Annotated in this window: 7 protein-coding genes; 4 read left to right on the forward strand and 3 right to left on the reverse strand. The window is 39.9% G+C overall.

Translation table 11 applies throughout. The features are described from left to right. Positions 1-68: 68 nt before the first annotated feature. From XM47_RS14165 to XM47_RS14180, 3 genes are all read right to left on the reverse strand, one after another. Complete coding sequence (locus tag XM47_RS14165) at positions 69-3,041, reverse strand: TonB-dependent receptor (protein WP_048693839.1); 2,973 nt, start codon at positions 3,039-3,041, stop codon at positions 69-71. A gap of 109 nt (positions 3,042-3,150) precedes the next feature. Further along, positions 3,151-5,784, reverse strand: coding sequence for a glycoside hydrolase family 16 protein (locus XM47_RS14170; RefSeq protein WP_048693842.1), 2,634 nt, complete (start codon positions 5,782-5,784; stop codon positions 3,151-3,153). 602 nt (positions 5,785-6,386) lie between these two features. Then, entirely contained in the window at positions 6,387-7,406 is a 1,020-nt protein-coding gene (locus XM47_RS14180) for a LacI family DNA-binding transcriptional regulator (RefSeq protein WP_048693849.1), read from the reverse strand. A 318-nt stretch (positions 7,407-7,724) separates the two neighbouring features. On the opposite strand from XM47_RS14180, the gene XM47_RS14185 reads away from it, so the two are divergent. Genes XM47_RS14185 through XM47_RS14200 form a run of 4 tightly spaced genes read left to right on the forward strand, consistent with a single transcriptional unit; the run spans position 7,725 to position 12,995 of the window. Further along, entirely contained in the window at positions 7,725-9,644 is a 1,920-nt protein-coding gene (locus XM47_RS14185) for an FAD-dependent oxidoreductase (protein ID WP_048693852.1), read from the forward strand. Beyond that, complete coding sequence (locus tag XM47_RS14190) at positions 9,644-10,828, forward strand: hypothetical protein (RefSeq protein ID WP_048693853.1); 1,185 nt, start codon at positions 9,644-9,646, stop codon at positions 10,826-10,828. Before XM47_RS14185 ends, XM47_RS14190 begins: the two co-directional genes overlap by 1 nt. Before the next feature lie 9 nt (positions 10,829-10,837). Beyond that, complete coding sequence (locus XM47_RS14195) at positions 10,838-11,428, forward strand: RNA polymerase sigma factor (protein WP_048693856.1); 591 nt, start codon at positions 10,838-10,840, stop codon at positions 11,426-11,428. Next, a complete protein-coding gene (locus XM47_RS14200) occupies positions 11,421-12,995 on the forward strand; it encodes a LamG-like jellyroll fold domain-containing protein (protein WP_048693858.1) in 1,575 nt (524 codons plus the stop codon). Before XM47_RS14195 ends, XM47_RS14200 begins: the two co-directional genes overlap by 8 nt. Positions 12,996-13,004: the final 9 nt, after the last annotated feature.

Raw genomic sequence — 13,004 nt, forward strand, 5'->3', positions numbered from 1 at the left:
TAGCCATAAGCAATCTATCTCTAAACGAAAAAAAGCCGCACGAATGCGGCTTTAGAGATTCTCTTTCATTAAAAAGTGTAACGAGCACCAAAGGTATATCTTGGACCATATTGAAGCGCTCTTAAGAACTGCTCTTCAAAACGACCATAGAATTGTTCAGTTTCGTTAGTTAGGTTTAAACCTTCCACAAACACAGTCAGCTTTTCTGTCACATCGTAGTTTACGCTAGCGTCCCACTGAGCATATTCTTTACCAAACTGTGGTGGGTTGTCAGAAGAGCCAGCCGCTTGGCCAATACCCGCTAAATATGCATCACGCCAAGCGTAAGTTGCTTTAACCGACAAGCCATCTTTTTCATAAAACACTTGGAAGTTTGCAGAATCACTCAATCCAACTAAAGGAGATTGCTCGCTTAGGCTGTAAGGATTAAATTTAACGTCGCCATCTACTAAAGTGGTGTTAAATGCGGTACCAAAGCCTGAGTCACCAAATAAATGCTGAATTGCAAACTCTATACCTTCAACTTTTTTCGTGTCACCATTACTTGGTTGGCTAACTAACCAAGTGACTAATGGATCGTCATCTTGTTGTACAATAATGTCGAGACCTGTTACAGGATCTTTACTACCGCCGCCATTTTCCAATATTTTATTGAATAAAGCTTCCGCGTCTGGATCGCCACCTAATTGTTCTCTTGCTAGATTGGCTCTCGGTCCAATAAGTGGATCTCGCAAGCCTTCAACTGTTATTTCTGAGATGCTATTAGTAATAAAGTTTTTCACTTTTTTGCTGAATAAGCCAAGTGAAATATAGCTAGCTTCGTCGTAATACCATTCTAAAGAAAGGTCTAGATTGGTTGACTCAAACGGCAGCAAGTTCGTGTTACCTGCGCTACCACTTCGAGCGCCTGGTTTAGGGTTTGATGATAATGAACGAATACCAGCAAGATTCCCTAATGCTGCTCTAGCAATAGACTTACCGGCAGACAATTTAACTTTTACATCATCCATTGGCTCAACCACAAAATCCAAAGATGGTAAAAACACGTTGTGCTCACCTGTGGTGGTGACAAAGCCAATTTCACCTTCTGCAAATTCTTTAGACGTTAAAGTCCACTCAGTTGATGATATCCAAATGATTTTATCTTCAACTTTTTGCTTTATGATGCTGGTTACATCGGTTTGTTCATAACGTGCGCCAATGTTTAAGTTTGCTGGCATATCACCAATATCAAACACTAAATCGGCTTGTAAATATGCGCTGTTTGTTTCTTCTTGAACACTACCAATTGCGTCAATTCCGCCAGTTGCATATGGGCTTGTGCTAAAACCTTCAGTTAATGCACCAGCTCTTGCAATCGCTTCTGCAAAATCGAAACGGTAGAAGTAGTTAGTGGTTAAATCAGAGCCACCACCGTCAAGCTGATCTAAGAAATCGTTAGTTTCATAGCGCGTGAACATGCTATCAGGGTATGCATCTGGTGCATTACCATAGAAAGGACCTTGTTGGCCACTGCTTGCGCCTTGCCCAGACATGGTTTGGTCTGTACTTGCAACGCCAAATTTAACATTACTTAAAATGCCGTCATTTGGGCTTACCCAATTACCATGCACTTGTAATTGTTTGATCTCTGACTTTCCTTGGTTAGAGAAGAACTCGCCAAACTGAGGTTGGTAATCATTTGGTCTAGATTCTGCGCCACCATGATCCCAAAATAGTTCAATTTGTGGAATTTCACCTGTCGTGTAATCGTAAGTTTTTGACTCTAAGTTATTGGCACCAACAATCCAAAATGCATTTGCATTCATGCCTTTATCTGCAGCATCATCTACTTCAGAGTAAGAATCATGATAATCAAAAATTAGATTTAAATTTTCTGTTGCTTGCCAATCAAAGTTTAAGCCAATTGACTCATTTTTCACTTCAAAAGTACCACGTCTTGCTGTGTGGGCGTAATCGTTATTAGATTCGTTAAAGTTTAAAACTGTACCATTGTCGTCTAATTCGTATGAGGTGATATTACCGCCAAAGTTAAACCAAACACCAAATGCTAAACTTTCTGAAGACGTAACGGCTTCTGTTGTTACATAGTCTAATGTCGCTGTTAAATTTTCAGTAGGCGCGTATTGCAGCGTCAACTGACCATTGGTACGGGTACGTTTAACATCGCTGATAGAATAACCAAGATTTTGTGGGAAGAAGGCTGCGCCAATTAAACCATCATTATCTTTACCTAAATCGTTATCGCCACCATCTGGGTTGTCGTCAGTGGCTAACGCTCTTGGGTCTATTGTATTGGCTGCCGCCATAGCAGCTGAGCCAATATCAACGTTTGCTTTCCAGCCATCAATTGCTGAACCTTGCTGTTGGAAATGTCTTTCTTGATAAGACAAAGCGACAGCGACACCAAATTTATCATCAGCAAAGGTATTGCTGAATAAGCCAGAAATTTCAGGCGTGATTGAGTCACCTTGCTCAACTGAGGTATCTGCTATGCCTTTAGCTGTGACAGAATAGTTTAGGCCTTTTTGTTTTAACGGCTTAAATGTGGCTATGTTTACAGTTGCACCTAGGCCACCACTTGGGTATTCAGCTCGTGATGTTTTGTAAACTTCAAGTGCAGAAACGCCATTTGGTGATAAGTTATCCAAACTGAATGAGCGTGTGTTACCTGTACCAGGCATTTGGCGGCCATTGAGTGTCACTAAGTTAAATTCTGGGCCAAAACCCCTAACGGTAATTTCACTACCTTCACCATTTGAGCGGCTTACGGTAACACCTGTTATACGCTGTAAAGATTCAGCTAAGTTTGAGTCAGGGAATTTACCTATCTCTTCAGCTGAAATGCCATCCATAACCCCAACGCTTTCGCGTTTCATATCCATTGCACGTAATAAGCTACCGCGGATACCTTTAATTTGGATTGTTTCGATGTCTTCTGCTGCTTCCTCTGCTGCAAAAGCTGGGAGGGTAGCACCAGTACCTAGTAACATTGACACAGTCAACGCAAGTGTATTTTTGTTAAAAGTATTGTGTTTCATAAATCCACTACTCTTGATTAATTTAATTCAAGTTGAACAAAATCACTTGATAATAATCTTGTCCGTTAATTTTGTTTGGCTTGGCAATTAAATTGCCAAGCTATAAATTTTATTGAGCTGAAATACTTGCGTTGTCTACACGGTAAACAGCACCTTCACCTGTTCCCCAAGCTGGGAATATCATCACAACATCGATGGCAGTTAAATCTAAACCTTCATCAGCTAACTTTTGTAGTGGGAAAGTGTAGGTTTGCCATACGCCTGTAGCTGGTGCTAATCCTTCATTACTATCTGTTAAGTCTAGTTCAACGGCTGTGGTGGTATCGCCCGATTCAATTTTAAATTTCCATACAGCTGCAGCATCATTCGGTGCGGTAACAACTTTCATATCAAATTTAACTGAACCTGTAGCGGCTAATGCTTCTGCATCAAAGTAAACATTATCGTCTGCTAGGAAGCCCATAACTGTTGGTGACGCGCCAATTGCGAACTCTGCTACTGTGCCATATGGTGCATCGTCTGTTTGTTCTGCTGGTGTTGAGCCACCGCAGCAATCCCAAATTGACCAGTTAGCGGCTGACATGTCTTTGAATAAATCTAAACCTGCTGGCGCTGAAACTGCATTCGGGTTGTAAATTTTTGCGTTATCAACACGATATACCGCACCTTCACCTGTGCCCCAAGCTGGGAAAATCATAATTACATCGATGGCAGAGGTGTCTAAACCTTGGTCGGCCAACATTTGTAATGGGAAAGTATAGGTTTGCCATACGCCTGTTGCTGGTGCTAAACCTTCATTACTATCGGTTAAGTCTAGTTCAACGGCTGTGGTGGTATCGCCTGATTCAACTTTAAACTTCCATACTGCTGCTGCATCATTCGGTGCACTGGTTACTTTCATTTCAAATTGAACAACACCTTCAGTTTGAATTGATGAAGCATCGAAATATAAGTTGTCTTCAGCTAGGAAGCCCATAACAGTTGGTGATGCGCCAATGATAAATTCAGCAACTGTGTTATGGTCCGCGTCGTCTGTTTCTTCAGTCGGCGTTGAGCCACCACAACAGTCCCAAATTGGCCATTGTAGGTTGCTGGTATCTTCAAATAAGACTAATTCTACAGAGGCACCTGCTGTGTTCTCTGGAGAGCCGATAGTGACATTATCAACACGATAAACCGCACCTTCACCGCTGCCCCAAGCTGGGAAAATCATAAGCACATCTATACCACTTACGTCTAAGCCTTTATCTGCTAAGTCTTGTAAGCTAAAAGAGTAGTGCTGCCATTCGCCTGTAACAGGTGCGACACCTTCGATACTGTCAGTTAAATCAAGTTCTACAGCGGTAGATGTACCACCTTGTTCAATTTTGAATTTCCAAACTGCGCTCGCATCATTAGGCGGAGTTACTACTTTCATATCAAATTCAACTTTACCTGTTGCGACAAAGCTAGAAGCGTCATAAGGCTTAGGTTCGTCAGATTGATTAGTATTGAACCCCATTACGGTTGGAGATGAGCCAATTATAAATTCAGCAACGGCGCCATAGTCACCATCAGTTTCAACTGTCGGTGTTGAGCCACCACAACAGTCCCAAATTGGCCAATCAGGGTTGTTTGCGTCAGCAAAAATAGTTAAATTTTGTGCCGGACCAGGAGGTGTTGGTGCTGCTGGTTTAGGTGCTTTACCTAAAACTAGCGCATCTTCTTCGCTGTCGTAACCTTTGCGTAAGGTTTCACAGCCACGGCCTGTATTTGGATCTAAAGCGCATTCGTAAACTCTGACGTAATCGATCTCAAAAACTTGACCGCCATTTTCAAATGCAGTTTCGTCGATGCCTGTATCATTTACATTAGCAGGCCATGAACCACCGACTGCTAAGTTTAATAATAAGTGGAAGTCCTGATCATAAGGAGCATTTGTCCAGTGATTTTCTAACTCACCTGTTTGTTGGCTGTAATATTCAGCAAACCAACCTTGATGTTTTAAACCTGAAGCTTCACCTTTGCTGTTATATCTAACTTCAGATCTTCTTTGAGTCTGATATAAATAGCCATCAACGTACCATCTAATTTCACCTTCTTGCCACTCTATAGCATAAGTATGAAAATCATCGGCAGGGTTTTGATCTTGAGGGAAAACATATTCTTTACCTGAACTGACGTTATCAGGCCAAGATTTGCCATAATGCAGGGTACCGTAAATGCTAGATTGCAAAGTACCGTCGTCATTGGCAACTTTAAGATTAACGGCTTCTAAAATGTCAATTTCACCTGAATGAGGCCAGCCACCATAAACTTCATCTGTTGGTAGCATCCAGAAAGCAGGCCAAGTGCCTTGACCTTGTGGTAGTTTTGCTCGGACTTCAAAACGACCGTATGTCCAATCACCTTGATTTAAGGTTCTTAGACGTGCTGAGGTATAAGGTTTAGCTGCATCTTCCGCTGGGAGAGCAACAATTTTAAGTGTACCGTCTGAAACATATGAGTTTTCTGCGCTGTCGGTGTAGCATTGTTCTTCTTGATTTCCACCGCCGCTGCAATCAACTTCATGGCTCCATTTAGACATATTAATGCTGGTACCGTCAAACTCATCGTTCCAGACCATTTTCCAATCTGATACAGGTGAGGTGGTATCTACTGCTTCTATATCTGTATTTGTAGCTATGTCACTGCCACAACCGGTTAAGCTAATCATAACTGCAAGAGTTGATAATTTACCTAGATGTTTAACTGCAATATTCATTTAACGAATTCCTAGTTAATTAATATAGTTATGTTTTGTAAGCGCTTGCATTTTCGCTTTCAAAAATTTGTTGCAACCCTGATATTTAAACCATATTCACCGAATACATACGTATTTTGTTAATAAAAAGTTTATTAAATCTGTGTTTGATAACAATATAGTACATTTAAAATAAATATCAACAGTAAATGTAAGCGCTTTCAAAATTAATTTGAGACAAATGTAAAAAAATTAGTACAAGATTTAGTTTGTATTGTGCATTGCTAGTAGGAAAGCTGCAGTCGGGGCTATTGGTTTTTACCTATCGGATTTTCGCTTAATCAATATTGTAACTCGTTTATTGGCAATAGCTTGGGTAAGCGAGAACGGGGAATTTCGAGAGCAAAGCAGAGTGAACTACACCTTACTTATTCTGCCTTTCGGGGTCGTCCTAAATGCGTTTTACTCTTTGTTCCTTTTATGGATGTAAGGAAGGAACGTGAGCTGGGAGCGGAAGCTTTGCAGCGTTTTGACTTAATCCATTGGGCCTTCAACGCTACGCCTCGATTAAAACGCATTTAGTTAGAACGTAATTTGTATATCAAACGTCAACTGACCCTAGATTATGACTTGATATTTTTTACCGACTCGCGAGAGATAAGCTGAGGCTCAAAAATACCATGTACTTTTTCGCCATCAGGAATCGCATTTTTAATTTGGTAAACTTTGGCAAGAATCTCAGCCGAAGCTTCTAGTCCTACATCGTAGATAGGGTAACGTATTGTTGTGAGTTTTGGTGAGATCATACGGCTAAATTGAACATCGTCAAAACCTATGACTGAGATATCTTCGGGCACTTTAATGCCTCTATTGGTAAGTTCTTCAATCGCACCGAAAGCCGTTTCATCATTACCACATAATATGGCAGTAAATTCTTTTTTGGCATCGAGTAATTGTTTTACGCCTTCTCGGCCGCCTGACTCTTGGAAATCACCACTGACTAATAAGGTTGGATCAAGCGGAATACGGGCATCTGTTAATGCATGCTGATATCCCCAAAAACGTTCGCGGGCATCGTGCTTCCATTGAGGGCCTAATATACAGGCGATTTTAGTGTGGCCATTTTCAATTAGCCATTCGGTTGAAATTTTAGATCCTTTGACGTTATCGATTGACATACATTTGTCTTCTAGCCCTTTAACGTAACGGTTAATGAGCACGATTTCGATACCGCTTTCACTGATTTTTATCAGTTCTTCATCTGATAATGTTTCGGAGTGGAGGATCAATCCATCGCATTTACAACCCAATAAATAGTCGATTGCCTTTTTTTCACTATTTTCATCACCATGACTGGCAACGACTAAAAATTGTTTATTGGCTTGGCGTATGACTTTTTCGGCACCTGACATTAAGGGCCCATAAAAGGGTCCGTGGAGTTCAGATATCATCATGCCGATACTGTTACTTTTTCCTGAAGCTAGCGACTGAGCCATAGTGTTAGGTCGGTAACCTAATGTTTCCATAGCTTTTTTTACTTTATCTTTTGTTCTTTGGGTGACTTGATCGCTACCGTTCATTACTCTGGATACGGTTGCGAGTGATACACCTGCTAGTTCAGAAACTTCTTTTATTGTTGTCATACGCTTAATTCAAAAATTTATTCCAGCAGATTTATAACATGTTTGATCATGCGTTCAAAGTAGATAATCCCCGTTTTAGGGTTAGAGCTAGCTGAAAAATTGGCTAATCTTAACACTTCCACATTTCTCACTGGTTTATCTCAAATTAAATGAAAGCGCTTACTTTTAGTTTAGACTAATTTTTAAAGAGGGGGCAGATTTTTAATTTCTACTATAAAAAATATTTTAAGTTTTTATGTGTCATTTCTACAGGCCTCTACATAAAGCATGTACTGACAAAATAGATATATTATTTATTAATGCCTTAGAGGTTTTAGAATGCATAGACGTAATTTATTTAAATTGGGGGCTGCTGGTTTGGCGACAGCTGGTTTAGCACCTGCAATTTCAGCCACTTCAAAGCAAGCTGTCTTGGGGGATCGTGAGAATGACAAGTGGTTACATTTAGGGACGGGCAAAAGCACTTTGCCAAATCGTCATAAGCAAGTTGACTACGATGTTGTTGTATTAGGTGGTGGCGCTGCAGGTATATGTGCTGCAGTGGCGGCTGCTCGAAAAGGATCAAAAGTTGTGCTTGTCCAAGACCGTCCTGTATTGGGTGGTAATGCGTCTAGTGAAATGCGAGTTCATCTCAATGGCGTTAATAGATTAAAAACGGGTCTTGCCGAACGTGAGACTGGCATTATTGAAGAAATTTTATTGCACAATCGATTCGAAAATCCACAAGAGTCTTTTCCTGTCTGGGATCATGTTTTATATGATTTCGTGATGCGCGAACCTAATATAGAGCTGATGCTAAATACCCAAGGTATTGAGGCTATTATGGATGGCGATAAAATTCGTCAAGTGAGGTGCTGGCAATTAACAACCGAAACCGAATATTTACTCGGTGGTAAAATATTTATTGATTGCTCGGGCGACGGTTTAGTTGCTGCAACTGCAGGTGCTGAATACCGAACAGGTAGAGAAGGCAAAAAAGAATTTAATGAAACATTCGCCCCAGACGAGCCAGATGGCTGGCAAATGGGCGCATCATTATTGATGTCTGCTAAAGATATGGGTAAGCCAATTCCTTACCGAGCGCCATCTTGGGCAATTCCATTTGATGAAAAAAATGCGCACAAACGTCGTAAATTTCATGCCTACCACGAAGGTATATGGTGGATTGAAGTAGGAAGTGATGACGACATAATTGCCGATCAAGAAATTAATCGCCATAAATTAATGGGGTATTTACATGGCGTTTGGGACTATATTAAAAACTCAGGCCGATTCCCTGAATCTGAAACGCTTGCTTTAGACTGGGTTGGGTCTTTGCCATCACGCAGAGAATCACGTCGTTTTATCGGTGATTACATTCATTCTGAAAGGGATTTAACTACATATAAGCATTTCCCAGATGCAGTGGCATTTGGTGGTTGGGGGATTGACGAGCATAACCCTGGTGCCATGGAAAATATTCATATGGCGCCGACTATCTTTCATGCGCATTTTGATGAAGTTTACCAAATTCCTTTTAGAAGTCTGTACTCAAAAGATGTACCAAACTTAATGTTTGCTGGGCGAAATGTCAGCCAAACTCATATTGCTTTAGCTTCTTCAAGAATTATGGCGACTTGTGCGCTTATGGGTCAGGCGGTTGGTACAGCTGCAACCATGTGTATTGAAAAAAATGCAACGCCTCGTCAAATTGCGCAGCAGCATATTAATCAGCTGCAAGAGCAGTTATTACGCGACGATGTGTTTATTCCAAAGCGTCCGGCAAATGACACTAAAGATTTAGTGAAAAAAGCCGCGAGTATTTTTGCTTCAACGACACATTCTGGTAATGCCGAATTGCTTAATAATGGTTGGTCGCGCGATATTGATGGCAAGATTCATCATTGGCAGTCAGTTGGTTTGCCTGCTGATGTGCAAGTTGAGTGGCAAGATACTGTAAAACTGTCACAGATTGAAATTAAATGCGATACCAATGTTAAACGTAACATCATGATGAGAAAAGATTCTAAAAATGATGAAAACTTTAACAACACAGTGCCAGAAGAGATGGTTAAATCAATTAGCCTTCAAGCTAGAGTAAAAGGAAAGTGGCAAACTATTGAGACGATAAAAGAGAATCGAACTCGGTTAATTAAATTTAACTTTGACTCAATAAAAACCACAGCAGTTAGAATTCGAGTAGATGAAACTTACGGCGACCCACGCGTAAAACTATTCGAAATTAGAGCTTATAGTTAATGTTGTTGCAGTCTAATGCTTGTTTCACCAAGGTAATCAGAGTTTTAATTCTGGTTACCTTGGTGGTCAGTGTATCGAGCCAAGCTAATTTCCTAGCCCGTTTAAACAGCCAAGCGAGTTTAGTCAAACATGATATTTCTAAGACGATAAAAGTTGAGTTTAGTCATAAGGCGAGTGTCGACGATGATTTGGTCAAAGCAAAACTACATGAGTACCAAATTGATGATGTGAACTTTTATTATATGGATGTTAAATCTGTTTTTTGTGGTGAAAACATCTGTAAGGTAGACAAAGTTAGGCTGCATTGGGATCAATTTGGTCATTATCATGAATTAGAGTTAGGCACAGGGATTAAGTTAGAAAAGGGAAATGCATTAGATTTTGAATTGGAAGATTATATCAAGTTAGATCAAATATTGGCGAATAAAAATTCGACACTGTCGAGCTTAGAAAAATTTGAACTCGTCACCACAGGCTCAACAGAATCTGCTGGTATAGATGGTTTTTCAGGGGCGACAACCTACATCAAAAATGAAGATTATATCAAAGGAGCTATCTGGACTTGCTATACTCTTTGGCATTATGTAAATGGTCCAGTAAGCCAGATTATTAGAAATATGTCTGCTGAGTCTTATTCTGTAAATGAGCTCACCCAAATGTCAACTGGAAGCTGGATTGAGCAACACTATGCCTTAGAGCAGCTCAGCGCAAAACAATCCTATGATGCTAAAACAATTGAGAAGGTTTTATCCTTAGTCTCAAATGCAAATTTAGAACTTTCTCAGGCTATTATTAGCTATGTGAAAGCTGCACCAAAACGTGTTTTATCTTCTACAATTATAGAAATATTATCATCAGAGAATTCTCATATTGTGGGATTAGCACTTAATTTAGTTAAAGATAAATCGCGACAAGATCCGTTGATATTTAACGCCGAGTTTTATCAAGAATTAGTTAAGGTTGCTGCTAGTTTTAAGCATTACCCTTATGTACACCAAACGCTCTCTATTTTACAGCAGAGTAATCTTCAAAATAGCAGTATTCAAGCTCGCTTGCTCACTATGCTTGAGAGCGATAATTTTATGATAGCTAGAGCGGTTTATTGGCATTTATTAGAATTTTCAGAACTGAATAGTAATAAGATGATGCAGTCATTTTATCAATTTAATCAAGATAGACTGTAGCTAAGCTAAATGTCTAATTTAAGCGCGATGAGCGAAGCACAGCTGACCAAGCTAATTCAGCAGGTTCAAAAAGGTAAACAATCGGCCTTTATGCAGCTGGTTAGTGCTTATCAAACGGCTTTGCGCGGTTTTGTCGCGATGCGATTAAATTCACCACAATATGTTGATGACATAGCGCAAGAGTCTTTTTTACTGGCATTTGACAAAATAAGTCAGCTTGAAAACCCAACTCACTTTAAGGCTTGGTTGTTTGGCATAGCGCAAAATTTAATTCGTAACCATAATCGAAAGTTTGATCCCCTTAAATATAACGATGAAGACGCAGAGGTATTAAATACCTTGATCACCCAGCAGCTCGAAACTGAACTGACTATTTCGGATTCAGAAAATTTAATTCAGCAGTTATTAACGTGTGTCAAATCACTTAACCAAGACATTCAGCAATTAGTAGAAAAATTTTATATTGAAAATTGCTCCTTGAAAGATTTAACCCAGCTCTACCAAGTGAAACATTCAACCATAACCATGCGGCTTCATCGTGCTCGCGGTTTATTACGTGAGTGCGTTGAACAAGAGTTGAAAAAGGATCACCATGAATAAAGCACAGGAAAAATTAGTTGCTCAATATTTAGCTGGCGAAGATGTTGGACAAGCAATTATCCAAGCTTGTAAAGACGATCCAAGCCTACTAAAAGCCTTATCCCAAGAAGTTGCCTTTGCGCGCTTGTTAAATTTTAGTTTACAGGCACAAACGGAAGAATCTTTTAATTTAAAGCTAGCGCAAGCGCTAAAGAAAAAACCGTCATTAAGTTGGTTTGATAAATTAGTTGCTCGATTTAATTTTGATTCTCGTTTGCTATTAAAACCTGTTCTTATGTATACAGTGGCTTTCGCTTTTGTGGGCGGGATTTGGTTGGCACAACCTAAGTCTGTTGGCGTTGTATACAATGTGATAGAGGCTAAAACCAATTCTGGTGACTTATTCGCGGGCAATACAATTAAAACTGGGCAGTTTGATTTAATAGAGGGCTATGCCGAAATTAAATTAGAGAATGGGGTGACTTTAGTATTAGAAGCGCCTATTCAACTTAAAGTGAAAAATCCTGACCATGTAATTTTAAGTGAAGGTAATTTAATTGCTCGCGTCCCTCAGCAAGCTATTGGGTTTAAAATAGATACTCCGAGCTCTGAAATTGTCGATTTAGGCACTGAATTCGCGGTTAAAGTCAATAAAACCGGAAAATCTGAAGTTCATGTGTTGGAAGGAGAAGTTAAGGCTAGAGCTTCCAAAGAGCATAATTTTGAGCATTTAACAGTTAATCAGGCCAGAGCGTATTCTTTATCTCAGCAAGTGCGTGTCATTGAAAGCCAACCTGATGTATTTATGCGCGCTTTACCTGGGCATTCAGTTGAAAACCCAGATTATTTGCATTGGTCATTCGATGAAAAACTCGATAATGCTTACGCCTGTAGTGGGCCTGGCATCAATGATTTATGCTACCCGGCCTACGCTAAATCATTGGCTAGTCCTCAACCCGAGCAAGCTTTTGGACCAGAACAAGTCAGCGGGAAATTCAACCAAGCACTTTACTTTAATGGTGAAAATACTTGGTTGGATACTGAATTTTCCGGCATAGAAGGTAGTAATCCTAGAACCGTCGCGTTTTGGCTAAAATTACCGGCTGATTTTTCGGTCGATAAAGGTTTTGGCATTTTAAGTTGGGGCTTGTCTGAAAAGCTGTCTGCATGGCAAATTTCACCGAATCCTAATCCAGATTTAGCACCTCTAGGTAGTATGAGAATAGGGACAAACCACGGTGTTGTGATTGGCACTCAACCGCTTAATGACGAAAAATGGCATCATGTCTCTATTGTGCTTTTTGGTGGTGAACAGGCTGATTTATCAACCCATGTATTGATTTATATAGATGGTAAATTAGAAAAAACAGCCAATAAATCAATTGGTAAAGTAGACACAGAAACCAATCACCCTAAATCTAGACCCTTATCTATTGGCCGCAATCTAGCCTTTACCAACCCGAATAATAAGCTACAAACTAAACGCTTTTTTCAAGGCTGGTTAGATGAGATTTATGTCTTTGATACAGCTCTAAATAAACAGCAAATCCTGCGCTTAATGCAAAACAATAAAGTTGATAAAAACTAAGGTACTTTG

The sequence above is a fragment of the Catenovulum maritimum genome, from assembly GCF_001050375.1.
Taxonomy (GTDB): Bacteria; Pseudomonadota; Gammaproteobacteria; order Enterobacterales; family Alteromonadaceae; genus Catenovulum; species Catenovulum maritimum.

Excerpts from the sequence above, each read along its gene's own strand:
- XM47_RS14180 (WP_048693849.1), bottom strand. The coding sequence starts at position 7,406 with ATGACAACAATAAAAGAAGTTTCTGAACTAGCAGGTGTATCACTCGCA.
- XM47_RS14165 (WP_048693839.1), bottom strand. The coding sequence starts at position 3,041 with ATGAAACACAATACTTTTAACAAAAATACACTTGCGTTGACTGTGTCA.
- XM47_RS14185 (WP_048693852.1), top strand. The coding sequence starts at position 7,725 with ATGCATAGACGTAATTTATTTAAATTGGGGGCTGCTGGTTTGGCGACA.
- XM47_RS14190 (WP_048693853.1), top strand. The coding sequence starts at position 9,644 with ATGTTGTTGCAGTCTAATGCTTGTTTCACCAAGGTAATCAGAGTTTTA.
- XM47_RS14170 (WP_048693842.1), bottom strand. The coding sequence starts at position 5,784 with ATGAATATTGCAGTTAAACATCTAGGTAAATTATCAACTCTTGCAGTT.
- XM47_RS14195 (WP_048693856.1), top strand. The coding sequence starts at position 10,838 with ATGTCTAATTTAAGCGCGATGAGCGAAGCACAGCTGACCAAGCTAATT.
- XM47_RS14200 (WP_048693858.1), top strand. The coding sequence starts at position 11,421 with ATGAATAAAGCACAGGAAAAATTAGTTGCTCAATATTTAGCTGGCGAA.